Raw genomic sequence first — 25,373 nt, 5'->3', positions numbered from 1 at the left:
TCGATATCCGGACGGCGGAACGTATCGCACGTTGCCCCATCAATCCGGACACTTACCCCCGTAGAAACCAACGGAGGACCCCTTTGGAACACCGGCCGAGCCCCCTGTCGACGGCCCGACGCGTGAGAAACGTCACGCATCCTAGCGGTCCGGTCGCCAGGTGAATTCCCCCGGGTATTCGTCACGGAAAATAAGCGGCCCGCTGCCGTGAGTTCCCGGGCATTGCGTGCAATACGCTCAGTGCACGACCCCTCGGCTTTCCGTGATGAGCGCCTGGAGAAAAGGGAGATCGACTTCTTCGAGCGAGCGCACCACGGTACGCCCCGGAGCTGCGGGAACGGGCATCACGGAGGGCACCGCGACCACCCGGCAACCAGCCGCCTCGCCCGCCCGCACGCCGGTCAGGGTGTCCTCGATGACCGCGCACCGGGCCGGGTCGACGCCCAGTCGCGCGGCGGCGGTCAGATACGGGTCCGGGTGCGGCTTGGTCCGCATCAGGTCGTCCCCGGCGACGACCAGCGCGAAGTTCTCCGGGCCGAGGGAGTGCAGCATCTGCTCGATGACGGTCCGGTGCGAGGCGGAGACCAGCGCGGCGGGCAGACTGTGGGCGGCCAGCTCGGACAGCAGCCGGCGGGCGCCCGGCATCAGCGGCACCCCGCGGCCGATGCGGGCCACGAACGCCTCGTTGAGCAGGGTGCTCAGCTCCGTCAGGCCGATGTCCGCGCCCGTCTCGCGGAGCAGGTAGCCGGCGCTGCGGGACATCGGCCCGCCGACCACGACCTCCCGGTGGCGGTCGTCGAGGATGTGGCCGAGCCGGGCGAAGACCTCGGCCTCGGCCTCCCACCAGAAGCCCTCGGTGTCGACGAGCGTGCCGTCCAGATCGAGGAAGACGGCCTGGAGGGTCGCGGCTTCGGCTGAGCGGGTGCCGACTGCGGGGATGCTGCTGGTCATCCATCCACCTCCCTGAGGGCGCCCCCGGAGGGACGAAAGGGCCGGCCGCCTCCCCCGGTGGGGGAAAACGACCGGCCACTACCGGACCGACAAGTGTACGACCGAGTGCGGCGAAACGCCCGGGGAGTGCGGAGGATCCGCTTCCCCGGGCGTCCCGCCGGGACCGCCGCTACGGTGCGTCACCGTCGGCGCCGGGACGTACCCCGGGCCCCGGGCGCGCCACCGCGCTACCGCGCGTTGAAGTACTTGGCCTCCGGGTGGTGGATGACGAGGGCGTCGGTGGACTGCTCGGGGTGGAGCTGGAACTCCTCGGAGAGCTGGACGCCGATCCGTTCCGGCTGGAGGAGGTCGGCGATCTTGGCGCGGTCCTCCAGGTCAGGGCAGGCGCCGTAGCCGAGGGAGAACCGGGCGCCGCGGTACTTCAGCGCGAACATGTCCTCGACGTCGGCCGGGTCCTCCCCGCCGAAGCCGAGTTCGCCGCGGACCCGGGCGTGCCAGTACTCGGCCAGCGCCTCCGCCAACTGCACGGACAGGCCGTGCAGTTCGAGGTAGTCGCGGTAGGAGTTGGCCTCGAACAGCTCGGCGGTGGCCGCGCCGATCCGCGAACCGACGGTGACGACCTGAAGGCCGACCACGTCGGTCTCGCCGGAGTCCTCGGGGCGGAAGAAGTCGGCCAGACACAGGCGCCGACCGCGCCGCTGCCGCGGGAAGGTGAACCGCGTCCGCTCGGTGCCGTCCTCGCCCAGCAGGATCAGGTCGTCGCCCTTGGAGACGCACGGGAAGTAGCCGTAGACGACGGCCGCCTCCAGCAGGTTCTCGGTCTGGAGCTTGTCCAGCCAGCCGCGCAGCCGCGGCCGCCCCTCGCTCTCCACCAGCTCCTCGTAGCTGGGGCCCTCGCCGGTGCGGGCCTGCTTGAGCCCCCACTGCCCCTTGAACAGGGCGCCCTCGTCCAGCCAGGAGGCGTACTCCTTGAGCTGGATGCCCTTGATGACCCGGGTGCCCCAGAACGGCGGCGTGGGCACCGCATTGTCGACGGCCACGTCGGAACGGATCGCGCCCTGCTCCGGCTCCGGCTCCGAGACCTGCACGTCCCGCTTGGCCACCCGCCGCTGCTTGAGCTCGGGCAGGGTGGCGCCGGGCACCCCGCGCTTGACCGCGATCAACGCGTCCATCAACCGCAGACCCTCGAACGCGTCCCGGGCGTAGCGGACTTCGCCCTCGTAGATCTCGTGGAGGTCCTGTTCGACGTAGGCGCGGGTCAGGGCGGCACCGCCGAGGATGACGGGGTAGTCGGCGGCCATCCTGCGCTGGTTGAGCTCCTGAAGGTTCTCCTTCATGATCACCGTGGACTTCACCAGCAACCCCGACATGCCGATCACGTCGGCCTTGTGCTCCTCGGCCGCCTCCAAGATCGCCGAAACCGGCTGCTTGATCCCGAGGTTGACGACGTTGTAGCCGTTGTTGGACAAGATGATGTCGACGAGGTTCTTACCGATGTCATGGACGTCACCACGCACCGTGGCCAGCACGATCGTGCCCTTGCCCTCATCGTCGGACTTCTCCATGTGCGGCTCCAAATAGGCCACCGCACCCTTCATCACCTCGGCCGACTGCAACACGAACGGCAACTGCATCTGGCCGGAGCCGAACAGCTCACCGACCACCTTCATACCGTCCAGCAACGTCTCGTTGACGATGTCCAACGCCGGACGCTCGGCCAACGCCGCCTCGAGATCGGCCTCCAGGCCGTTCTTCTCCCCGTCGATGATCCGCCGCTTGAGCCGCTCGTCCAACGGCAACGCCGCCAACTCCTCGGCCTGACCGGCCTTGAGCGACTTGGCCGTCGCGCCCTCGAAGAGTTCCATCAACTTCTGCAGCGGGTCATAGCCCTCGGCCCGCCGGTCGTAGATCAGATCCCGCGCCACCGTGACCTGCTCCTCATCGAAGCGGGCGATCGGCAGGATCTTCGAGGCATGCACGATCGCCGAATCGAGGCCGGCCTTGACGCACTCGTCCAGAAAGACGGAGTTCAACACGATCCGCGCGGCCGGATTCAGACCGAAGGAGATGTTCGACAGTCCCAACGTGGTCTGCACGTCCGGACGCCGCTTCTTCAACTCCCGGATCGCCTCGATCGTGGCGATACCGTCCTTACGCGACTCCTCCTGACCCGTGCAGATGGTGAAGGTCAGGGTGTCGATGAGGATGTCCGACTCGAGAATGCCCCAGTTGCCCGTCAGGTCGGCGATCAACCGCTCGGCGATCTCCACCTTCTTCTCCGCGGTGCGCGCCTGACCCTCCTCGTCGATGGTCAACGCGATCAACGCCGCACCGTGCTCGGCCGCCAGCCGCGTCACCTTCACAAACCGCGACTCCGGCCCGTCGCCGTCCTCGTAGTTCACCGAGTTGATCACCGCGCGGCCGCCGAGCTTCTCCAAACCCGCCTGGATCACTTCCAGTTCGGTGGAGTCCAACACGATCGGCAACGTCGAAGCGGTCGCGAACCGGCCCGCCAGCTCCGCCATGTCCGCCACACCGTCACGGCCCACGTAGTCCACGCACAGGTCCAGCAGGTGCGCGCCCTCGCGGATCTGCTCCCGGGCCATCTCCACACAGTCGTCCCAGCGACCGTCCAGCATCGCCTCACGGAACTTCTTCGACCCGTTGGCGTTGGTCCGCTCGCCGATCGCCAAGTAGGAGGTGTCCTGGCGGAACGGCACCGTCTGATACAGGGAGGCCGCACCGGGCTCCGGACGCACCACCCGCTCGCTCAGAGCGGCCCCCCGCACCCGCTCCACGACCTGCCGCAGGTGCTCCGGCGTCGTACCGCAGCAGCCACCCACCAACGACAGCCCGTACTCCCGCACGAACGTCTCCTGCGCATCGGCCAGCTCGGCCGGCGACAGCGGGTAGTGCGCACCGTCCTTGCCCAACACCGGCAGACCCGCATTGGGCATGCACGACAGCGGAATGCGGGAGTGGCGGGCCAGGTAGCGCAGGTGCTCGCTCATCTCGGCCGGACCGGTCGCACAGTTCAGACCGATCATGTCGATGCCCAGCGGCTCCAACGCCGTCAGCGCCGCCCCGATCTCCGAACCCAGCAGCATCGTGCCGGTCGTCTCCACCGTCACCGAACAGATGACCGGCAGATCCGTACCAGTCGCCGCCAGCGCGCGGCGCGCGCCCAGCACGGCGGCCTTGGTCTGCAACAGATCCTGCGTGGTCTCCACCAGCAGCGCGTCCGCGCCACCGACGATCATGCCCTCGGCGTTCTGCTGGAAGGCGTCGCGCAACGTCACGTAGTCGACGTGCCCCAACGTCGGCAGCTTCGTGCCCGGCCCCATCGAACCCAACACGAACCGCTGCTGCCCGGTCGACGCGGTGAACTCGTCCGCGACCTCCCGCGCGATCGCCGCACCGGCCTGCGACAGCTCGAAGACCCGATCGGCGATGTCGTACTCCGCCAGCGCCGCGAAGTTCGCACCGAAGGTGTTGGTCTCCACACAGTCCACACCGACCGCGAAGTACTCCTCGTGCACCGAACGCACGATGTCCGGCCGGGTGAGGTTGAGGATCTCGTTGCAGCCCTCCAGCTGCTCGAAGTCCTCCATGGACGGATCCTGCGCCTGCAACATCGTGCCCATCGCACCGTCGGCAACCACGACCCGGGAAGCAAGCGCTTCGCGGAACGCGGTGACGCGGGACGAGCTGGTGGACGAGGGCGTATTCGAAGCCATGGAGGTGCTCCCGTGGTTGCGACGGCTGTCGGCTTTGCACCCCTCCTGAAGAGGGCGCACCCGGCCAGCGTAGCTTCCGGGCCGGGACAGGTGTTCACCATTCCACGGCGTGGACAGCGGCGCCTGAGCGCGGCTCGGTCCGTTATCCATGATCGTCGAAGGCCCAACCCACTCCCCACGGTCGGCATGGGCCGATATCGTTCAGCATTGTCGAACCAGATACTTCGGAGGTCGCCCGATGGCACGCACCATCCAGTCGCTGGAGCGAGCAGCCGCGATGCTGCGGCTGCTCGCGGGGGGAGAACGGCGACTGGGCCTCTCCGACATCTCCTCCTCCCTGGGGCTGGCCAAGGGGACCGCCCACGGCATCCTGCGCACGCTCCAGCAGGAGGGCTTCGTGGAGCAGGACCAGGCTTCCGGCCGCTACCAGCTCGGCGCCGAGCTGCTGCGGCTGGGCAACAGCTACCTCGACGTCCACGAGCTGCGGGCCCGCGCCCTGGTGTGGACCGACGACCTGGCCCGCTCCAGCGGGGAGAGCGTCTACCTGGGCGTCCTGCACCAGCAGGGCGTACTGATCGTGCACCACGTCTTCCGCCCCGACGACAGCCGGCAGGTGCTGGAGGTCGGCGCGATGCAGCCGCTGCACAGCACGGCGCTGGGGAAGGTGCTGTCGGCGTACGACCCGGTGGCGCACAGCGAGGTCGTGGAGACCGACCGGGAGGCGTTCACGCCGCGGACCACGACCGGCCTGGCGGACTTCGAGACGGTGCTGGACCTCACGCGGGCGCGCGGCTGGGCCGCGGACGTGGAGGAGACCTGGGAGGGCGTGGCCTCGATCGCCGCACCGATCCATGACCGGCGCCGGATGCCGGTGGGCGCGGTGGGGGTCACGGGGGCCGTGGAGCGGGTGTGCCGCGACGGCGAACTGCGGCCGGAAATCGTCGCTGCTGTGAGGGATTGCGCACGTGCGGTCTCTCGTGACCTGGGGGCAGGGCGATTCTGACCCCCTATGTCTCAAATGTTCACCTAAGTTTTTCGCCACAGAACCCTTGACGAGGTCTGGGAGGTAAATAAAACTGCCGTTCGTCGGTCGGCATTGCCGAACACCTAACGGCAATAAGCGTTAGGGTGTGGACTGCCGCGGGCCGACCAACGCCCTCTCGGAGGGTGCGGACCACCGGAGGGACCCGGGGTTCGCCTTCCCCTGGACGAAGGACAAAGGAGTCGCGGGTGTCCAGCTCCGACATCTTCATCAGCGAGACCATCGGTACCGCTGTTCTGGTCTTGATGGGCGGTGGTGTCTGCGCCGCCGTCACCTTCAAGCGTTCCAAGGCGTTCAACGCCGGATGGGTCGCCATCGCCTTCGGGTGGGGCTTCGCCGTGCTGACGGGTGCCTACATCGCCGCGAAGTCCGGCGCACACCTCAACCCGGCAGTCACCATCGGCCTCGCGATCAAGGGCGGCATCGAGTGGAGTCAGGTGCCGGTGTACTTCGCCGGTGAGCTCCTCGGCGCCCTGATCGGTGCGGTGCTGGTGTGGCTGGTCTACTACGGACAGTTCCGGGCGCACCTGACCGACCCCGAGGTGCTGGCCGGTCACAACGGCGAGGAGGGCATGGTCGACCCGGCCGCCGCTCCGAAGGCCGGCCCGGTGCTGGGCATCTTCTCCACCGGCCCGGAGATCCGGAACGTGGTGCAGAACCTCGTCACCGAGATCATCGCCACCATCGTGCTCGTGCTGGCGATCCTCACCCTCGGGCTGAGCGACAACGGCAAGGGCGTGGGCGCGATCGGCACGCTGCTGGTCGCCCTGGTCGTCACCGGCATCGGCCTGTCGCTGGGCGGTCCGACCGGGTACGCCATCAACCCGGTCCGCGACCTGGGCCCGCGCATCGTGCACGCGCTGCTGCCGCTGCCGAACAAGGGTGGTTCCGATTGGGGCTACGCCTGGATCCCGGTGGTCGGCCCGCTGATCGGCGGCGCCCTCGCCGGGGGCATCTACCAGTTGGCGTTCGCCTGAGCCGCCCCGCCCACCCCGCCGCCCGCACCGAACCTTGGAGCACACCATGAGCGACACCCCCAGCACCTCCTCGCACGGCCACGGTCCGTTCATCGCCGCGATCGACCAGGGCACCACCTCCAGCCGCTGCATCGTCTTCGACCGGGACGGCCGGATCGTCTCGGTCGACCAGAAGGAACACGAGCAGATCTTCCCCAAGCCGGGCTGGGTCGAACACGATGCGGTCGAGATCTGGGCCAACGTCCAGCAGGTCGTCGAGGGCGCCATCGACAAGGCCGCGCAGAGCAACCCCGGCTTCACCTCGGCCGACGTCAAGGCGATCGGCATCACCAACCAGCGCGAGACCACCCTGCTCTGGGACAAGAACACCGGTGAGCCGGTCCACAACGCCATCGTCTGGCAGGACACCCGCACCGACGGGCTCTGCCGGGAGCTGGGCCGCAACGTCGGCCAGGACCGCTTCCGCCGCGAGACCGGCCTGCCGCTGGCCTCGTACTTCGCCGGCCCGAAGATCCGCTGGCTGCTGGACAACGTCGAGGGGCTGCGCGAGCGCGCCGAGCGCGGCGAGATCCTCTTCGGCACCATGGACTCCTGGGTCATCTGGAACCTCACCGGCGGCGTCAACGGCGGTCGGCACGTCACCGACGTGACCAACGCCTCGCGCACCCTCCTGATGAACCTGCACACCCTGCAGTGGGACGAGAAGATCCTCACGTCGATGGACATCCCGGCGGCCCTGCTGCCGGAGATCCGCTCCTCCGCCGAGGTCTACGGCACCACCGCCGCCGGAGTGCTCGAAGGCGTCCCGGTCGCCTCCGCGCTCGGCGACCAGCAGGCCGCGCTCTTCGGCCAGACCTGCTTCGCCGAGGGCGAGGCCAAGTCCACGTACGGCACCGGCACCTTCATGCTGATGAACACCGGACACCAGCCGGTGAACTCCTACAACGGGCTGCTGACCACGGTCGGCTACCGGATCGGCGACGAGCAGCCGGTCTACGCCCTGGAAGGCTCCATCGCCGTCACCGGCTCGCTCGTCCAGTGGATGCGCGACCAGATGGGGCTGATCAACAGCGCGGCCGAGATCGAGACGCTGGCCAGCACCGTCGAGGACAACGGCGGCGCCTACTTCGTGCCGGCCTTCTCCGGCCTGTTCGCCCCCTACTGGCGCTCGGACGCCCGCGGCGTCATCGCCGGCCTGACCCGGTACGTCACCAAGGCGCACATCGCCCGTGCCGTCCTTGAGGCCACCGCCTGGCAGACCCGCGAGATCACCGACGCCATGACCAAGGACTCCGGCGTCGACCTGACCGCGCTCAAGGTCGACGGCGGAATGACCTCCAACAACCTGCTGATGCAGACGATCTCGGACTTCCTGGACGCCCCCGTGGTGCGCCCGATGGTCGCCGAGACCACCTGCCTCGGCGCTGCCTACGCGGCCGGTCTGGCCGTCGGCTTCTGGTCCAGCACCGACGAACTGCGCGCCAACTGGCGTCGGGCCGCCGAGTGGACCCCCCGCATGGACGCGGCCATCCGTGACCGCGAGTACAAGAACTGGCTCAAGGCCGTTGAGCGGACCATGGGCTGGCTCGACGACGAGAGCTGACGAGGAGCACATCATGAGCACCCTGCAGAGCGTCCCGGCCCTCGGGACGCACCCGGCCGCCGGTTCCCTGCCGAGCCGCGCCGAAACCCGGGAGCAGCTGTCCAAGGCGACGTACGACCTCCTGGTGATCGGCGGCGGCATCCTGGGCATCTCCACCGCCTGGCATGCCGCGCAGGCCGGACTGCGGGTTGCCCTGGTGGACGCCGGCGACTTCGCCGGCGCCACCTCCTCCGCGTCCTCCAAGCTGCTGCACGGCGGTCTGCGCTACCTGCAGACCGGCGCGGTCAAGCTGGTCGCGGAGAACCACTTCGAGCGGCGCGCGGTCTCCCGCCAGGTGGCCCCGCACCTGGCCAACCCGCTCACCTTCTACCTGCCGGTCTACAAGGGCGGCCCGCACGGCGCGGCCAAGCTCGGCGCGGGCGTCTTCGCCTACTCCGCGCTGTCCGCGTTCGGCGACGGCGTCGGCCACGTCATAAGCCCGGCCAAGGCCCAGCGGGACGTGCCGGAGCTGCGCACGGAGAACCTCAAGGCCGTGGCCGTGTACGGCGACGACCAGATGAACGACTCCCGGATGGCGCTGATGACCGTCCGCGCGGCGGTCGAGGCCGGCGCCACGGTCCTGAACCACTCCGAGGTCACCGGCCTGCGCTTCACCCAGGGCCGGGTCACCGGCGCCGAGCTCAAGGACCGCCTGGACGGCAGCGAGTTCGGCGTCAACGCCCGCCTGGTGCTCAACGCCACCGGCCCCTGGGTCGACCACCTGCGCAAGATGGAGGACCCCAACGCGGCCCCCTCCATCCGCCTGTCCAAGGGCGCGCACCTGGTCCTCAAGCGCACCTCCCCCTGGAAGGCCGCACTGGCCACCCCGATCGACAAGTACCGCATCACCTTCGCCCTCCCCTGGGAGGACATGCTGCTGCTCGGCACCACCGACGAGGAGTACGAGGGCGACCCGGCGGACGTCTCGGTCACCGAGAAGGACACCGCCCAGATCCTGGACGAGGCCGCCTTCTCCGTCCGTGACCAGCAGCTCTCCCGCGACCTGATCACCTACTCGTTCGCCGGTCTGCGGGTGCTGCCCGGCGGCCCCGGCGACACCTCCAAGGCCAAGCGCGAGACGGTGGTCACCGAGGGCTCCGGCGGGATGCTGTCGGTGGCCGGCGGCAAGTGGACGACCTTCCGGCACATCGGCCGCACGGTGATGAACAAGCTCGCCGCGCTGCCCGGCCACCCGCTGGCCGAGGACATGGAGCCGATCTCGCAGCTGCCGAAGAAGCTCCCGCTGCCCGGCATCGCCAACCCCAACGCGGTCGCCCACCGACTGCTGGTCGACGGCGGCACGCCCGGCCCCCGGATGGCCGCCGACACCGCGCGGCACCTCGCCACGCACTACGGTTCGCTGTCGTTCGACATCGCCCGGCTGGCGAACGAGGACCCGGCGCTGGCCGAGCGGATCCACCCGGACGCCCCGGAGATCTGGGCGCAGGTCGCCTACGCCCGGGACCACGAGTGGGCCGAGACCGTCGACGACGTGCTGCGCCGCCGGACCACGCTGACCATCCGCGGGCTGGACACCGAGGACGTGCGGGCCCGCGTCAAGGGCATGCTGGAGGACTGACGGACCCTCGACCGAGCGATCGGTGAACGGCGGTGGGACGGCCGAGGGGCCGCCCCACCGCCCTGCGCACAGCACCGCGGCGCGCGTCCCGGACGGGGCGCGCGCCGCGGTGCATTCGCCGCACGGGTGCCACGGTGCCGACACACCGCGGCAACGTCCGGCGCGCACAGTGGGAGGACCCGCCGGCGGGCCGGCAGTGCGCCCGGCCGCCCGGCCGGAACCCACGCCGGAAGGACACCATGCGATTCTCCGTGCTCTCGCTGATCGGCCACGCACCGCACCCGCTGACCGGTCACCTGCCCTCCCCCGCCGACCGGTTCGCCGAGGTCGTCGAGACCGCCGTGGCGGCCGAACGGCTCGGCTTCGACGCGTACGCCGTCGGTGAACGGCACGCCGGGCCGTTCCTGTCCTCCAGCCCGTCGGTGGTGCTGGGGGCGCTGGCCGCCCGGACCTCCCGGATCCGGCTGCTGACCGGGGTGACCGTCGTGGCGGTCCTCGACCCGGTGCGGGTCGCGGAGGACTACGCCACCCTCACCCACCTCGCCCGCGGCCGTCTCGAACTCGTCGTCGGCAAGGGCGCGGAGGCCGGCCACTTCGACCTCTTCGGGCTCGACGAGGCGCGGCAGTGGGACCTCCAGGCCGAGAAGTACGAGCTGCTGCGCCGGCTGTGGAGCGAGGAGCACGTCGACTGGTCGGGCGAGTTCCGGCCGCCGCTGAAGGACGTGACGACCGTGCCGCGCCCGTACGGCGGTCCGCCGCGGATCTGGCACGGCTCGGCCACCAGCCGCAACTCCCCCGAGCTCGCGGCGAAGCACGGCGATCCGCTGTTCACCGCCAACGCCATCCAACCGCGGGCCGCGTACGCCGAGTTGATCGCGTACTACCGCGAGCGGTTCGCCGCGTACGGCCACGATCCGGCGCGGGCCCGGGTGGCCGCCGGCTCCGGCGGGCTGCTGCTCGCCGACAGCGAGCGGGCGGCGATCGCCCGCTACAAGGACCTCTACGAGGCGAAGGTCGCCCAGACCTTCCGACCGCACCTGGCCGGCAAGGCCGGGTACAACACCCCGTTCCGCACCATCGAGGACGCCATCGCGAACGGGCCGCAACTGATCGGCTCGCCGCAGCAGGTCATCGACAAGATCCTCGGCTACCACGGGGTGTACGGGCACGACCTCCAGTCGATCACCGTCGACGGCTTCGGCCTGGAGCACGGCGAGCAGTTGGAGACGTTGCAGCGGTTCGCCGAGGAGGTCGCCCCGGTGGTCCGGCGCGAGGCGCCCAGCACGCTGTGGGAGGACCCGGAGGGCGGGAGCGGGGTGGACGGGGACGGGCGCTGACCGGGCGCCGCGGGTCATAATGCCCCAGACATCGGAGGTCTGGGGCCGCGCCCCGCGGCTTCCGGGCGGGTCCGGACGGGGAGGGCGGCCATGGCGGTCACCGACGAGGCCATCGAGAAGATCAAGGGGATGATCGTCTCCGGTGCGCTGCGGCCGGGCGACCGGCTGCCCAGGGAGAGCGAACTCGCCGCGGAACTGGGGCTGTCGCGCAACTCCCTGCGGGAGGCGGTGCGCGCGCTGTCGCTGATCCGCATCCTGGACGTCCGCCAGGGCGACGGCACCTACGTCACCAGCCTGGACCCGCAACTCCTGCTGGAGGCGATGAGCTTCGTGGTGGACTTCCACCGCGACGACACGGTCCTGGAGTTCCTCGCCGTGCGCCGGATCCTGGAGCCGGCCGCCACCGGCATGGCGGCCGGCCGGCTCCCGGCGGCCGAACTGGACGCCCTCCAGGACGCGTTGGACGCACTGGGACCCGAGCCGGCGCTGGAGGACCTGATCGCCGGCGACCTGGAGTTCCACCGTCGGATCGTCGCCGCGGCCGGCAACTCGGTGCTCTGCTCGCTGCTGGACGGCCTGTCCGGGCCGACCACCCGCGCCAGGATCTGGCGCGGGCTGACCCAGAAGGACGCGGTCGCCCGCACCCTCGCCGAGCACCGGGCGATCCTCGGTGCGCTGCGCGACGGGGACGCCGAGGCGGCGCGGGCGTGGGCGACGGTGCACGTCGCCAGCGTGGAGCAGTGGCTGCGGGCGTCCCTGTGAGGACGCCCGCGGCCACCGCTCAGGCCGCGAAGCCGCCGTCGACGGCGAGCGCGGCGCCGGTGACGTACCGGCCGCCGTCGCCCGCCAGGTGGGCCACCATCGCCGCCACGTCCGCCGGCTGCCCGTAGCTGCCGAGCGACGTCAACTGGGCCTGGAGGGCGGCGGCCTCGCCGTCCGCGGGGTTCATGTCGGTGTCGACGGGTCCCGGCAGGACGAGGTTGACGGTGATGCCGCGCGGCCCCAACTCCCTGGCCAGCGCCTTGGTCAGGCCGCCGAGCGCGGCCTTGCTGGTGGCGTAGAGGGAGCCGCCGGGGAAGGCCGCCCGCTCGGCGACGCAGCTGCCGATCGAGATGATCCGGCCGCCCTCGGTCAGGTGGGCGGCGGCGGCCTGGGCGGCGAGGAAGGGGGCTCGGACGTTGACCGCCAGCACCCGGTCCACGTCGTCGAGCGCGATCCCCTCGAAGGGGCCCATGATGCCGGCGCCGGCGTTGTTGACGAGGACGTCCAACCGTCCGAACCGGTCGGCAGCGGCGGCCACCGAGGCCCGCACCGCCTCCGGGTCCGCACCGTCGGCCCGGACCGCCCAGGCCCGCCCGCCGGCCCGCTCGATCTGCCGGACGACCTCGGCGGCCAGGTCGTCCCGGTGCTGGTAGGTCAGCGCCACCGCCGCCCCGTCGGCCGCCAGCCGGGCCGCGATCGCCGCGCCGATGCCCCGGCTGCCGCCGGTCACCAGGGCCGCCTTGCCGGACAGCGGGCGGGTGCCGGGCACCGGGGTTGCGGACGCCGTGGTCGTCGTCATCGTCATCACCTTCGTCTCACGTTCCTCTTCGAGCCGTGCGTACCGGGTTGATGCGGCAGCAGTGGAAAAGCCATGGTTCGTGGCGCTTCGCGCGCTTCCGCCGCGGTACGGCTCGATCCTCCGGCAGCGCGGAGGGCGGTGCTGGCGGAATCCGGACGGCTAGTCCACGCCGGACGGGGGCCGGGCGTCCAGGCCGTAGACGCGGGTCGCGGTGCCGCCGAAGACGGCGGCGCGTTCCGGGCCGCTGAGGTGGTCGGTGGCGGCCTCGGCGAGCGCCACGACGTCCCCGTAGCCGGCGGCCAGGGTGCAGACCGGCCAGTCGGAGCCGAACATCACCCGCTCCGGGCCGAACGCGTCCAGGACGTGCCGGGCGTACGGCAGCAGGTGCGACGGCCGCCAGGCGTGCCAGTCGGCCTCGGTGACCAGGCCGGAGAGCTTGCAGGTGACGTTCGGGAGGCGGGCGAGAGCGGTGAGCGCGGCCGCCCAGGGCTGCCACGCGCCGCGGGCGATCGCCGGTTTGCCGGCGTGGTCCAGGACGAAGGACAGCTCCGGCAGGGCCCGCACGACGGCGTGGGCGGCGGGCAGTTGGCGCGGGGTGACCAGCAGGTCGTAGACGAGTCGGTGGGCGGCGAGGGTGCGCAGGCCGCGCCGGACGTCGGGGCGGGCCAGCCAGTGCGGATCGGGTTCGTCCTGGACCTGGTGGCGCAGGCCGACGAGCCCGGCGGGCAGGGCGGCGAGCGCGTCCGGCAGGCCGGCGGCGGTGAGGTCGGCCCAGCCGACGACGCCGCGCACCGGCCCGTCCTCGGCGGCCAGGGCGAGGAGTTCGACGGTCTCCCGGGCGGAGGCCGAGGACTGGACCAGGACGGTGCCGGCGATGCGGTGCGCCGCGACGTGCGGGGCGAGGTCGGCCGGGGCGTAGCTGCGGCGGATCGGGTCGGCCCAGGGCCCGTCCATCCAGGGCTGGCCGCGGCGGGCGAGGTCCCACAGGTGGTGGTGGGCGTCGATGCGCATCGGGCGGCTCCCGGTGGTCGGGTCGGCGGGCGGGGCGTCAGACGTCCGCCGGCAGCGGCAGGTCGGGGTCGAGCAGCCCGCGGGCGACGAGGGCGTGCCAGAGGCCGGCCGGGACGGGGTGGCGGAACAGGGCCGCGTTCTCGGCGGCCTCGTCGGGCGAGGCGGCGCCGACCACGGCCGCGGCGACGGCCGGATGCCCGAACGGGAAGCGCAGCGCGGCGGCCTTGAGCGGGACGTCGAACGCGGCGCAGACCGCGGCGAGTCGGCGCGCACGGGCGAGGACCGCGGGCGGCGCCGGGGCGTAGTCGTAGGGCGCGCCGGGGGTCGGGTCGGCGAGCAGGCCGGAGTTGTAGACCCCGCCGACGACGACCGAGGTGCCGCGCCGGGCGCACACCGGCAGCAGGTCGGTGGCGGCGGTCTGCTCCAGCAGCGTCCAGCGGCCGGCGCAGAGCACCACGTCCACGTCGAGGTCGGCGACCAGGCGGGCCAGGACGCCGCTGTGGTTCATGCCGAAGCCGATGGCGCGGACGGTGCCCTCGGCGCGGAGTTCGGCCAGGGCCGGGTAGCCGGTCTCGTAGACCTCGCGCAGGTGGTGTTCGACGTCGTGGAGGTAGACGACGTCCACCGCGGCCACGCCGAGACGGGTCAGGGACGCCTCCAGGGTGGCCCGGATGCCGGCCCGGGTGAGGTCGCGCACCCTGGCCCGGGCGGGGGTGGCCACGAAGCCCTCGCCGGTGGGCCGTTCGCCGGGGGCGAGCGGGCGCAGCCGGCGGCCGACCTTGGTGGACAGCACGTAGCCGGACCGGTCGAGGCCGCGCAGCGCCCGGCCGAGGCGCTCCTCGGACAGGCCGACGCCGTAGTGCGGGGCGGTGTCGAAGTAGTGGGCGCCGGTGGCCAGGGCGGTGCGGACGACGGCTCGGGCGCGGGCCTCGGGGACGGGGCGGTAGAGGTTGCCCAGGGGTGCGCAGCCCAGGCCCAGCGGGGGGACGGTGACGCCGCTGCGGCCGAGGTGGCGTGGCCCGTGGGGCGGTCGGCTCATGGTGGCGGCCCGTCAGTCCTGCTTCTCGCCGCTGGTGAAGCGGGAGACGATCAGCGCGAGGAGGATGATCGCGCCGTTGAGGAACTGCGTCCACAGCGGCGGCACCCCGCCGAGGGTCATCACGTTGATGACGAGTTGGAGGGTGAGGACGCCGGTGAGCGCCCCGAAGAGGGTGCCGCGGCCGCCCTTGAGACTGATGCCGCCGATCACCGCGGCGGCGAACACCTGGAAGATCCAGCCGCTGCCCTGACTGGCGGAGACCGCGCCGTAGTGGCCGGTGTAGAGGATGCCGGCGAAGGCCGCGAGGCCGCCGGCGAGGACCAGGACGGTCCAGGTGATCCGGTCGGTGCGGATGCCGGCCGCCCGGGCCGCCTCCGGGTTGCCGCCGATCGCGTAGAGGGCGCGGCCGTGCCGGAGGTAGCCGAGCGCCGCACCGCCGAGGGCGAACAGGGCCAGGCAGATCCAGACGGCGGCGGGGACGCCCAGCCAGGCGGTCCGGCCCAGGTAGCCGAAGGAGTCCGGGACGTCGCTGAGGGAGCGGCCCTCGGAGAGGCCGACCTGGAGGCCGCGCAGCATGGTGAGCATGCCGAGGGTGGCGATGAAGCCGTTGACCCGCAGCCGGAGGATGAGGAAGCCGTTGGCGGCGCCGATGACCGCGCCCACGGCCAGGCACAGCGGGACCGCGCTCCAGGAGGGCAGCAGCCCCAGGCCGGCGAACCGGGTGCCGTGCGCGGGCAGCACCAGCCACAGGGCGACCACCGGCGCCAGGCCGATGGTCGACTCCAGCGACAGGTCCATCCGCCCGCTGATCAGCACCAGCGCCTCGCCGAGCACCAACAGGCCGAGTTCGGTGGACTGTTGGACGACGCCGATGAGGTTGTCCTCGGTGAGGAAGGCGGGCGAGACGATGAAGCCGACGACGCCGAGGAGGAGGATCACCGGGACGAGCGAGAGGTCCCGCCAGCGGCCGGCCGCGAGCCGGGGGCGGCGCACCCGGCGGGCCGGCGGCGCCTCGGCGGTCGGTGGTGCCGTGGTGTCGGTCATGGCGCGGTCCCTTCGGTCGCGGTCCCCTCGGGCGCGGTCCCCTCCGGCGCGGGGGCGTCCGGCCCGGGGGCGTCCGGCCCGGCGTCCGATACGGCGGGCGGGCCGGGGATGGCGGAGGCGTCGGGGATGGCGGGGGCGGCTCCCGCCAGGGCGGCCAGCAGGTCCGCCTCGCGCCAGCCGCGTCGGAACTCGGTGCGGGTCCGGCCGCGGACGACCGTCACCACCCGGTCGCAGATCCGCAGGTCGGCCGGCTCGTCGGAGACGACCAGCGCGCCGCGGCCGTCGTCGGCGACCCGTTGCACGACGCCGAGCAGGGCCTCCTTGGAGCGGACGTCCACGCCGTTGGTGGGGCGGACGGCGACCAGGACGGCGGGGTCGCGGGCCAGTGCGCGGGCGACCACCACCTTCTGCTGGTTGCCGCCGGAGAGCCCGGCGACGGGCTGGTCCGGCCCGGTGGTCTTGATGTCCAGCGCCGCGATCATCCGCCGGGCGAAGGCGCGGGTCCGGGCCGGCAGGACGGTTCCCCACGGGCCCAGGTGCGCGGTGACGGTCAAGGTGGCGTTCTCGGCGACGCTGCGGCCGGGGACCAGTCCCTCGCGGTGCCGGTCCTCGGGGACGTAGCCGATGCCGGCGTCCAGGGCGTGCGGCACGCTCCCGGGGCGGACCGGCCGACCGCGGACGGTGATCCGCCCGGCCTCGGGGGTGCGCAGTCCGGCCAGCGCCTCGGCGACCGCGGTGGTGCCGGCGGTCGCGGCGCCGGCCAGGCCCACCACCTCGCCGGCCCGGACGGTCAGGTCGATCGGCCCGAAGTGCCCACGCAGCGCCAGCCCTTCGGCCCGCAGCAGCGGCTCCCCGGTGCCGGAGGTGGTGCCGGAGGTGGTGGCGGAGGTGGTGGCGGAGGTGGTGGTCGTGGCGGCCCGGGCCGGCGACGGCACGCTCCGGCCGGGGCTCGGGCGCCCGGTCTCCTCCCCCGCCATCGCCGCCACCAGCGCCGCCTCGCCGAGCGCGGCGACCGGCGCGGTCAGCACCCACCGCGCGTCCCGGAGGACTGTAACGGTGTCACAGAGCGCATGGACCTCCTGGAGATGGTGCGAGATGAACAGGAACGCCACCCCCTGGGAGCGCAGTTCCCGCACCTTGCCGAAGAGCCGGGCGGTGCCGGCCGCGTCCAGCCGGGCGGTGGGCTCGTCCAGGACGATCAGCCGGGCGCCGCGCGACAGAGCGCGGGCGATCTCCACGAACTGCCGCTGCTCGACGCCCAGTTCACCGAGTCGGGCGCCCGGGTCGACATCCACGCCGTAGCCGGCGAGCAGTTCCCGGGCCCGGGCGCGCACCGCCCGCCACCGCAGGATCGGGCCGCCGGGGAAGTGGTTGAGGAAGAGGTTCTCCGCGACCGTCAGCCCGGGCACCGTCATCGACCGCTGGTGGACGCAGGCGACCTGCCGCTGCCAGGCGGCGGGGTCGCCCCAGCCGGGCGCCGCGACCCCGCCGAAGCCGACCCGCCCGGCGTCCGGCCGGACCAGCCCGGTCAGCACCGACACCAGGGTCGACTTGCCGGCGCCGTTGCGACCGACCAGGGCGTGCGCCTCGCCGGCCCGCACGGTCAGCCGCACGCCGTCCAGGGCGACGGTGGGCCCGTAGCGCTTGACGAGGCCCTCGGCGTGCACGGCCGGGGGCGCTTCGGGCCCCGGCTCGGCGGGCACCGACCGCTCGGGCGGCGGGCCACCGGGGGCGGCGGCCGTCACCTCCCCTGCTCCGTCCGGTTGGCCCACAGGTGCGGGTCGTCGACGTTGTCCTTGGTGACCAGCGGCGCGGGGAGCTGGTCCTCCAGGCCGTTCCCGATCCGCACGATGGTCGAACCGTGGTCGGTCGGCCCGGGCCGGAAGGTCTTCCCGGCGAGCGCCGCGCGGGCGTAGTACAGGGCGTACTCGGCGTAGCGGTCGGCGGGTTGGGAGAGGGTGGCGTCCAGGGTGCCGGCCCGGATGGCGGCCAGCTCCTCGGGGATGCCGTCGTTGGAGACGAGGGTGAGGTGGCCCGGCGTCCCGACGGGTTTGAGCAGTCCGCGCTGGCGCAACAGGGCCAGCACCGGCTGGAGGAAGGCCCCGCCGGCCTGGAGGTAGACGCCGTCGAGGTCCGGGTGCTGGGCCAGCAGGCTCTGGAGCTTGGCGGAGGCGACCTCGCCCTTCCAGTCCGTGGCCAGTTCGTGGACGGTGATCCCGGGGAACTTCCGCTTCATGCAGGACGCGAACGCCTCCGAACGGTCCCGGCCGTTGATCGAGCTGAGGTCGCCCTGGAGTTCGGCGACCCGGCCGTGGCCGCCGAGCCGCGCGCCGAGGTAGGCGCAGGACCGTTCCCCGTAGGCCCGGTTGTCGGCCCGGACGACCATGTAGACCGGGCCGTCGTCGGGGCGGGTGTCGACGCTGACGACCGGGATCTTCTTGGCGGCCAGGCGCCGGAGTTCGGCGGTGATGGCGCCGGTGTCCTGCGGGGCCATCACGATCGCCCGGGCGCCCTGGGCGGTCAGCGCCTGGACGTCGGAGACGACCTTGCCCACGTCGTTCTGGGAGTTGGCCAACGGGAGCGCGGCGGGGCCGCCGCGGGCCAGGTCCGCCTCCAGGTACCGCTGGTAGGAGTTCCAGAAGTCGGTGTCGGTGCGGGGCACGTCGATGCCGATCCGGCCGGCGGCGTCGCTGCCGCGGTTGCAGCCGGCCAGCACAGCCAGCACGGCCAGCACAGCCAGCGCGAGCGCCGCGGCGCCGACCGCCGTGCCGGTGGTGCGGGTGCGCGGTCTCATGGGTGGTCCCTCCCGTCGGGTCGGTGGCCCCTCGGTCGTGGGGGTCGGTGCGCAGCGGGCGGTGCGCGGCGGACGTCCGGCGCGCACGGCTCAACCGGCCGGCCGGGGCCGCAGCCCCTGCATCCCGCCGTCCACGGCCAGCGCGGTGCCGGTGATGCCGGAGGCGGCCGGGGACGCCAAGTGGACGATGGCCGCGGCGACTTCCGCCGCGGTCACCATCCGCCCCATGGGTTGACGGGCGTTCAGCGCGGCCCGTTCGGCCACCGGGTCGGCGGCCCGGTCGAGCAGCCGGGCGACCCAGGGGGTGTCCGCGGTGCCGGGGTTGACGCAGTTGACCCGGATGCCCTCCCGCAGGTGGTCCGCGGCCATCGCCAGGGTCAGCGCCAGCACCGCCCCCTTGCTCGCGCCGTACAGGGCCCGCTGGGGCAGTCCGGCGGTGGCGGCGATGGAGCAGGTGTGCGTGATGGAGACCGCCCCGGGCGCCTCGGCCGCGGCCCGCCGCAGGTGCGGCAGCGCGGCCCGGGCGGTGCGCACCAGCCCCAGCACGTTGACGTCCAGGACGTGCCGCCACTCCTCGTCGTCGTTGTCCGCGACGGTGCCGACGGCGCCGGTCCCCGCGTTGCCGACGAGCGCGTGCAGGGCGCCCAGCTCCGCCACCGCCGCCGCGACCGCGGCCCGCACGCCGGCGTCGTCGGTGACGTCCGCGGCGATCCGCAACGCCCCGGCCGGCGCCCCCGACGGATCGCGGTCCACGACGGCGACCCGGGCGCCGCGGGCCAGCAGCAGGGCCGCGGTGGCCGCCCCGATGCCCGAGCCGCCACCGGTGACCAGGGCCGCCAGCCCCGTGAAGTCCTGCGCGGCGGGCCCGCTCATGCCGGCACCCCCGCGTCCCGGCGCGCACCGCGCTCCCGCCACACCGGCCCCTCGGGGTAGCGGTACGCGGCGAGCGACGCCGACGCCATCCGGGCGGAGAACCCGGGGGCGGTCGGCGCGTGGTAGCGGCCGCGGGCGACGACCACCGGATCGGTGAAGTGCTCGTGCAGGTGGTCGACGTACTCGATCACCCGGTCCTCCCAACTCCCGGACACCGCCACGTAGTCGAACATCGCCAGGTGCTGGACCAGCTCGCACAGCCCCACGCCGCCGGCGTGCGGGCACACCGGCACCCCGTACTTCGCGGCCATCAGCAGGACCGCCAGGTTGTCGTTGACGCCGGCCACCCGGGCCGCGTCGATCTGCACGAAGTCCACCGCGCCGGCCTGCAACAGCTGCTTGAACCCGACCCGGTTGGCGACGTGCTCGCCGGTGGCGACCTTCACCGGCTGCCCGGCGCGCACCGCGGCGTGTCCCAGGACGTCGTCCGGGCTGGTCGGCTCCTCGATCCAGTGCGGGGCGTAGGGCGCCAGCGCGGTCATCCACCGGACCGCCTCGGCCACCTCCCAGCGCTGGTTGGCGTCGACCGCGATCCGCACGCCGGGCCCGACCGCGGCGCGGACCAGCCGCAGCCGCCGCAGGTCGTCGTCGAGGTCGGCGCCCACCTTCAGCTTGATCTGCGCGAAGCCGTCGGCCACCGCTTCCTCGGCGAGCCGGACCAGGGTGGCGTCGTCGTGGCCGAGCCAGCCGGGGGAGGTGGTGTAGGCGGGGTAGCCCTCGGCCTTGAGGCGGGCCGTGCGCGCGGCCCGGCCGGGCTCGGCGGCCCGCAGCAGGGCCAGCGCCTCGGCGGGCGTCAGCACGTCCGAGAGGTAGCGGAAGTCGACCAGTCCGACCAGCTCTTCGGGCGTCAGGCCGGCCAGGAACGCCCAGACCGGGCGGCCGGCGCGACGCGCGGCGAGGTCCCAGGCCGCGTTGACCACCGCCCCGGCGGCCATCTGCGCCACCCCCTTCTCGGGGCCGAGCCAGCGCAGCTGGGAGTCGTGGGTCAGCGCGCGGTGCAGCGCCCCGAGCCGGCCGACGGTGACCGGGGCGGGGTGGCCGACGACGTACGGGGCCAGGGCCCGGACCGCGGCGGCCACGACGTCGTTGCCGCGTCCGAGGGTGAAGCAGAGGCCGTGGCCGTCCGGGCCGTCGGCGGTGCGCAGCACGACGTAGGCCGCGGAGTAGTCGGGGTCGGGGTGCATCGCGTCCGAACCCTGGAGCCGGTCGGAGGTGGGGAAGCGGACGTCGTGGACCTCCAGCCCGGTGACGGTGTCGGTTCCGGCCATGGGCACGCCCCCTGGGGATGTCGTGTCACGCGCAGGTCGCGGGAGAACATCGGACCTTTCCCGGTCCTCCGATGTATAGCCCCGCCCCGAAGACCGCGTCCATACCCCGTACCCGAATCCGCCAGGACCGCCAGGGTGGTTGACCGATCGCCCCGCACTCCGTCACGCAACACCTCGGACCTATCCGTACACGCGCTCGCAAAGGGGCTGCGGATCGGTACCCCGGAAGCCGTAGTCTTGGGAGCGCACGCAACGGAACTAAAGCCGGCGGCCGCCCCGGGCGGTCGAGCCGGTCGGAAGGAGGGGCTGGGTGATCGAGCTGGAGGGGGTGCCCGAGCTGATCGACCCGGTCATGGTGGCCGCGTTCGAGGGCTGGAACGACGCCGGCGATGCCGCCTCCGCCGCGGTCGCCCACCTGGACCGGGAGTGGAAGGGCGAGGTCTTCGCCGCGCTCGACGCGGAGGACTACTACGACTTCCAAGTGAACCGCCCGACGGTCTTCCTGGAGAACGGCGTCCGCAAGATCACCTGGCCCACGACGCGGCTCTCGGTCGTCCGGATCGGGGACGCGGACGGCAAGGGCAACCCCCGCGACCTGGTCCTGGTCCGCGGCATCGAGCCGAGCATGCGCTGGCGCTCGTTCTGCAACGAACTCCTCGGCTTCGCCCACGAGTTGGGCGTCGAGATGATGGTGGTGCTGGGTTCCCTGCTGGGCGACACCCCGCACACCCGGCCGGTACCGGTCAGCGGCGTCACCTCCGACGCCGACGTGGCCCGCCGGCTGGACCTGGAGGAGTCCCGCTACGAGGGCCCCACGGGCATCGTCGGCATCCTCCAGGAGGCGTGCACCCACGCCGGCGTACCGGCCGTCAGCCTGTGGGCCTCGGTGCCGCACTACGTCTCCCAGCCGCCGAACCCCAAGGCCACCCTCGCCCTCCTCAACCGCCTGGAGGACCTGCTCGACCTGCGGATCCCGCTCGGCGAACTGACCGAGGACGCCCGCGCCTGGCAGCTGGGCGTGGACCAACTCGCCGCGGAGGACAGCGAGGTCGCCGAGTACGTCCAGTCGTTGGAGGAGGCCCGGGACACCGCGGAACTCCCGGAGGCGTCCGGCGAGGCCATCGCCCGCGAGTTCGAGCGCTACCTGCGCCGCCGCGACCCGCAGGCCGGCCCGGGGGTGGCGACCGAGGGCGGCCTCGCCGACGGCCGGGACGCCTCGTACCTCCGCGACACCGGCAGCGGCCGCACCCGGCCCCCGCGGGCCACGCCCAAGGAACCGCGCGAACCCCGGCCGTCGGACGACGCCGCGCCCCCGAAGGCGCCCGGCGCCCCGGAGCCCGGCGAGGACACCGGCACGCCGGGCGAAGGACGGGACGACGGCCGCACCGGCGGCGACGGCCCGCCGGAAGCGGGCACCGAGGACTGACCGGCCCGCCCGGCCCGCCCCGAGCGGGCCGCGGGCGGCACGGCGACGACGAAGGGGCGCCCCCACCATCCGGCGGGGGCGCCCCTCACGCGATCCGGGCGCGGGCGGGCGCCCTTACAGCGCCACGCCCAACAGCGCGTCCACCGCGCGGGAGACGAGGCCGGGCGCGCCCTCGTCCGTGCCGCCGCCGTCCTGCTGGCTGGCGGCCCAGCGGTCCACCGCGGCCAGCGCCGCCGGCGCGTCCAGGTCGTCGGCGAGCGCCGCGCGGAGCTCCTCCAGGAGCCCCTCGGCGGGCGGCCCGTCGGGACGGGAGACCGCGGACCGCCAGCGGCCCAACCGGGCCTCGGCGGCGGTGAGCTCCGCGTCGGTCCACTCCCAGTCGCTGCGGTAGTGGTGGGCCAGCAGCGCCAGGCGGATGGCGGCCGGGTCGGTGCCGGCGCGCCGCAGCGCGGAGACGAAGACCAGGTTGCCCTTGGATTTGGACATCTTCGCGCCGTCCAGGGCCACCATGCCGGCGTGCACGTACGCCTGGGCGAACGGGTGCTCACCGGTCAGCGCCTGGGCGTGCGAGGCGCCCATCTCATGGTGCGGGAAGGCGAGGTCGGAGCCGCCGCCCTGGACGTCGAAGCCCATGCCGAGGTGCTCCAGGGCGATGGCGACGCACTCGATGTGCCAACCGGGCCGGCCGCGGCCCAGCGAGCCGCCGTCCCAGCTCGGTTCGCCGTCGCGGGCGGCCATCCACAGCATCGGGTCGAGGGGGTTCTTCTTGCCCTCGCGGTCCGGGTCGCCGCCGCGCTCGGCGGACAGCAGCCGCATGGTCGCGGCGTCCAGGCCGGAGACCTCGCCGAAGTGCGCGTCGGACGCGACCGAGAAGTAGACGTCGCCGTCCAGCTCGTAGGCGGCACCGGCGTCGCGCAGCCGCTCCACCAGCGGCACGATGCGGGGTATCGCCTCGACGGCGCCTATGTAGTGGCGCGGCGGCAGCATCCGCAGCGCCGTCATGTCCTCGCGGAACAGGGCGGTCTCGCGCTCGGCGAGCACGGTCCAGTCGTCGCCGGTCGCCACCGCCCGCTCCAGCAAGGGGTCGTCGACGTCGGTGACGTTCTGCACGTAGTGCACCTGACGCTTCGTGTCGAGCCACACGCGCTGAACGAGGTCGAACGCGTTGTAGGTCGCCGCGTGCCCCATGTGGGTGGCGTCGTACGGCGTGATGCCGCAGACGTAGATACGGGCGACGGGACCGGGGGCGAGGGTTACTCGTCCGCCGGTCGCGGTGTCGTGGATCCTCAGGTCGCGGCCCTGACCGGGCAGGGCGGGGACCTCAGAAGCGGGCCATGCATGCATGCCTTGAGCGTAACCGGACGGATGTTCCGCATACGAACCGGAGGGGGCTCTCTGGCCGGAAAGGCGGTCTTGTGTTCCACCGCCGGATGTGCCAGGCGCGAACGGCGGCACATGCGTCAGCCGCTCCGGTGGAGCCGGCGCCCGCACCGGGGCCCGGCGGCGCCGGGGATCAGACCGGCGGCCACGGAATCGCCGGCCACTCCCCGCTCGGCTCCGGATGCCGCCCGCTGCTCAGCAGCCCGTCCACCCGCGCCCGCAGCGCCGTCAGCTCGGCGTCCGTGATCAGTTCGGCCAGCCGGACGGCGAGCGGCGCACCGTCCGCCAACTCGGTCCGCACCCCGCGCAGCACGGTCAGCACCTCGTCGGTCAGCGGCTCCCCGGCCCACCCCCACAGGAGCGTGCGCAGCTTGTCGGCCGAGTTGAACGTCACACCGTGATCGATCGCGAAGAACGCGCCGCCGGCGCCGGGAAGCAGGTGGCCGCCCTTGCGGTCACCGTTGTTGATCACCGCGTCCAGCACCGCCAACCGGCGCAGCCGCGGATGGTCGGCGTGGACCAGCAGCGCGGTGCGGCCCGCGCCGATGTCCGCCCGCCCGACCGCCTTCCACCCCGGCGCCGGCTCGTCCTCGGCGACCAGCGCCAGCAGCTCGGGCGCCTCGTCGCCGTCCCCGGGCGGGGCTATCCACTCCTGGACCATGCCGGTCCCGTAGGGGCCGTCCCGCAGCACCGTGGTGGGGATCAGGTCCCAGCCGCAGGCCCGGGAGACCTCGTACGCGGCGACCTCGCGCTGGGCGAGCGTGCCGTCCGGGAAGTCCCACAGCGGGCGCTCGCCGCGGACCGGCTTGTAGACGCAGGCGGCGCTGCGCCCGTCGAGCGCGACGGTGCAGTACAGCACGGCGTTGGAGGCGTCCTGGATCTGGCCGCGGACGGTCAGCTCGCCCTCGGCGAGCAGCTCCGGCGTCAGGCTGCCGACGGGCTCCGCCGGGGTGGTGGGGGCGGCGTCCGGGCCGGCCGGTTCGACGGTGGGCTCCATGGGGCTCAGGCGTCCCGCCGGTATCCGTTCTGGCGCGGGCATACGTGTCCCTCCGGATCGAGCGGCAGGCTGCACAGCGGGCACGGCGGACGGCCGGCGTTGACGACGTCCAGCGCCCGCTTGGCGAACGCCCGGGCCATGGTGCCGGTCAGCCGCACCCGCAGCATCGGCGGGCCGTTCTCGTCGTCCTGGAGCAGCCGCTCCTCGGCGTCGGCGAGGTCCTCGTCGCTGTCGGCCTCCAGCTCGACCAGCGCCTGGGCCTCGACGATCATCCGCTCGTCCTCGCCGTCCCAGGCCAGCGCCATGGTGCCGACCCGGAACTCCTCCTCCACCGGCGACTCCAGCGGCGCGGTGTCGGTCATCTCGGACGGCGAGACGGCGGGCACCGGGGCGCTGCCGCCGCTGCGCCGCACCACCTCGTCCAGCAGTTCGTCGATCCGCTCGGCGAGCGCCGCCACCTGCGTCTTCTCCAGGGCGACGCTGGTGGTGCGACCGCCCGCGGTGGCCTGGAGGAAGAAACTACGGCGGCCAGGCAGCCCGACCGTACCGGCCACGAAACGGTCCGGTAGGTCGTAGAAGAACACCTGACGGGACAACGTCCTGCTCCGATTGTGTCGACTGCTGGGTCAGTGCGGGCGCTGCGGTCGCGGTGCCC

General features: G+C 73.0%; 20 protein-coding genes. 7 read left to right on the top strand and 13 right to left on the bottom strand.

What is annotated here, in order from left to right; translation table 11 throughout:
• Positions 1 to 237: 237 nt before the first annotated feature.
• Positions 238 to 951: an HAD family phosphatase gene (locus tag ACJ6WD_RS28260; RefSeq protein WP_233658033.1), complete on the bottom strand. Its 714-nt coding sequence runs from the start codon at positions 949 to 951 to the stop codon at positions 238 to 240.
• A gap of 227 nt (positions 952 to 1,178) precedes the next feature.
• Positions 1,179 to 4,688 (bottom strand): methionine synthase, encoded by a 3,510-nt coding sequence (gene metH, locus ACJ6WD_RS28255; protein ID WP_331247609.1) that lies wholly within the window; start codon positions 4,686 to 4,688, stop codon positions 1,179 to 1,181.
• A 238-nt stretch (positions 4,689 to 4,926) separates the two neighbouring features.
• On the opposite strand from metH, the gene ACJ6WD_RS28250 reads away from it, so the two are divergent.
• The 6 genes from ACJ6WD_RS28250 to ACJ6WD_RS28225 all read left to right on the top strand — a co-directional run bounded on the left by ACJ6WD_RS28250 (position 4,927) and on the right by ACJ6WD_RS28225 (position 12,027).
• Positions 4,927 to 5,691, top strand: coding sequence for an IclR family transcriptional regulator (locus ACJ6WD_RS28250; RefSeq protein ID WP_038518450.1), 765 nt, complete (start codon positions 4,927 to 4,929; stop codon positions 5,689 to 5,691).
• A gap of 227 nt (positions 5,692 to 5,918) precedes the next feature.
• Positions 5,919 to 6,707 (top strand): MIP/aquaporin family protein, encoded by a 789-nt coding sequence (locus tag ACJ6WD_RS28245; RefSeq protein ID WP_233658035.1) that lies wholly within the window; start codon positions 5,919 to 5,921, stop codon positions 6,705 to 6,707.
• Positions 6,708 to 6,753: 46 nt separating this feature from the next.
• Entirely contained in the window at positions 6,754 to 8,310 is a 1,557-nt protein-coding gene (glpK, locus tag ACJ6WD_RS28240; RefSeq protein ID WP_233658036.1) for a glycerol kinase GlpK, read from the top strand.
• Positions 8,311 to 8,323: 13 nt separating this feature from the next.
• Positions 8,324 to 9,928, top strand: a complete 1,605-nt coding sequence (locus ACJ6WD_RS28235; RefSeq protein WP_233658037.1) for a glycerol-3-phosphate dehydrogenase/oxidase — start codon at positions 8,324 to 8,326, stop codon at positions 9,926 to 9,928.
• A gap of 239 nt (positions 9,929 to 10,167) precedes the next feature.
• Positions 10,168 to 11,265: an LLM class flavin-dependent oxidoreductase gene (locus ACJ6WD_RS28230; protein WP_407616774.1), complete on the top strand. Its 1,098-nt coding sequence runs from the start codon at positions 10,168 to 10,170 to the stop codon at positions 11,263 to 11,265.
• A gap of 90 nt (positions 11,266 to 11,355) precedes the next feature.
• Positions 11,356 to 12,027 carry a FadR/GntR family transcriptional regulator gene (locus ACJ6WD_RS28225; protein ID WP_331247607.1) on the top strand — a complete coding sequence of 224 codons (672 nt, stop codon included), beginning with the start codon at positions 11,356 to 11,358 and terminating at the stop codon, positions 12,025 to 12,027.
• Between the two features lie 19 nt (positions 12,028 to 12,046).
• Here the strand turns inward: ACJ6WD_RS28225 and ACJ6WD_RS28220 are convergent, their stop codons facing one another.
• From ACJ6WD_RS28220 to ACJ6WD_RS28185, 8 genes are all read right to left on the bottom strand, one after another.
• Entirely contained in the window at positions 12,047 to 12,832 is a 786-nt protein-coding gene (locus ACJ6WD_RS28220) for an SDR family oxidoreductase (protein ID WP_233658040.1), read from the bottom strand.
• Positions 12,833 to 12,985: 153 nt separating this feature from the next.
• Positions 12,986 to 13,837 (bottom strand): amidohydrolase, encoded by an 852-nt coding sequence (locus ACJ6WD_RS28215; protein ID WP_233658041.1) that lies wholly within the window; start codon positions 13,835 to 13,837, stop codon positions 12,986 to 12,988.
• Positions 13,838 to 13,874: 37 nt separating this feature from the next.
• Positions 13,875 to 14,876, bottom strand: a complete 1,002-nt coding sequence (locus ACJ6WD_RS28210) for an aldo/keto reductase (RefSeq protein WP_233658042.1) — start codon at positions 14,874 to 14,876, stop codon at positions 13,875 to 13,877.
• A gap of 12 nt (positions 14,877 to 14,888) precedes the next feature.
• Positions 14,889 to 15,920 carry an ABC transporter permease gene (locus ACJ6WD_RS28205; protein WP_407616773.1) on the bottom strand — a complete coding sequence of 344 codons (1,032 nt, stop codon included), beginning with the start codon at positions 15,918 to 15,920 and terminating at the stop codon, positions 14,889 to 14,891.
• Positions 15,917 to 17,623, bottom strand: coding sequence for a sugar ABC transporter ATP-binding protein (locus ACJ6WD_RS28200; protein ID WP_407616783.1), 1,707 nt, complete (start codon positions 17,621 to 17,623; stop codon positions 15,917 to 15,919). Before ACJ6WD_RS28200 ends, ACJ6WD_RS28205 begins: the two co-directional genes overlap by 4 nt.
• A gap of 38 nt (positions 17,624 to 17,661) precedes the next feature.
• Complete coding sequence (locus tag ACJ6WD_RS28195; protein ID WP_407616772.1) at positions 17,662 to 18,714, bottom strand: sugar ABC transporter substrate-binding protein; 1,053 nt, start codon at positions 18,712 to 18,714, stop codon at positions 17,662 to 17,664.
• Between the two features lie 90 nt (positions 18,715 to 18,804).
• Entirely contained in the window at positions 18,805 to 19,587 is a 783-nt protein-coding gene (locus ACJ6WD_RS28190; protein ID WP_233658045.1) for an SDR family NAD(P)-dependent oxidoreductase, read from the bottom strand.
• On the bottom strand, positions 19,584 to 20,915 hold the full coding sequence (locus ACJ6WD_RS28185; RefSeq protein WP_376558377.1) for an enolase C-terminal domain-like protein: 1,332 nt from the start codon (positions 20,913 to 20,915) through the stop codon (positions 19,584 to 19,586). Before ACJ6WD_RS28185 ends, ACJ6WD_RS28190 begins: the two co-directional genes overlap by 4 nt.
• Positions 20,916 to 21,225: 310 nt before the next feature.
• Here ACJ6WD_RS28185 and ACJ6WD_RS28180 point away from each other — a divergent pair, with 310 nt between their 5' ends.
• The gene (locus ACJ6WD_RS28180; protein ID WP_331247603.1) at positions 21,226 to 22,341 is read left to right on the top strand and encodes a PAC2 family protein; all 1,116 of its coding nucleotides are present in this window, start codon (positions 21,226 to 21,228) and stop codon (positions 22,339 to 22,341) included.
• Between the two features lie 114 nt (positions 22,342 to 22,455).
• Here the strand turns inward: ACJ6WD_RS28180 and mshC are convergent, their stop codons facing one another.
• The 3 genes from mshC to ACJ6WD_RS28165 all read right to left on the bottom strand — a co-directional run bounded on the left by mshC (position 22,456) and on the right by ACJ6WD_RS28165 (position 25,314).
• Positions 22,456 to 23,685, bottom strand: coding sequence for a cysteine--1-D-myo-inosityl 2-amino-2-deoxy-alpha-D-glucopyranoside ligase (gene mshC / locus ACJ6WD_RS28175; RefSeq protein ID WP_233658048.1), 1,230 nt, complete (start codon positions 23,683 to 23,685; stop codon positions 22,456 to 22,458).
• Positions 23,686 to 23,854: 169 nt separating this feature from the next.
• On the bottom strand, positions 23,855 to 24,760 hold the full coding sequence (locus ACJ6WD_RS28170) for an SCO1664 family protein (RefSeq protein ID WP_376559037.1): 906 nt from the start codon (positions 24,758 to 24,760) through the stop codon (positions 23,855 to 23,857).
• Positions 24,724 to 25,314, bottom strand: coding sequence for a DUF3090 domain-containing protein (locus ACJ6WD_RS28165; protein WP_016570982.1), 591 nt, complete (start codon positions 25,312 to 25,314; stop codon positions 24,724 to 24,726). Before ACJ6WD_RS28165 ends, ACJ6WD_RS28170 begins: the two co-directional genes overlap by 37 nt.
• Between the last annotated feature and the right edge of the window lie 59 nt (positions 25,315 to 25,373).

It is taken from the genome of Streptomyces sp. VTCC 41912, assembly GCF_045799175.1.
GTDB classification, from domain to species: Bacteria; Actinomycetota; Actinomycetes; order Streptomycetales; family Streptomycetaceae; genus Streptomyces; species Streptomyces albulus_C.
This window is presented reverse-complemented; position numbering and strand designations above follow the sequence as displayed.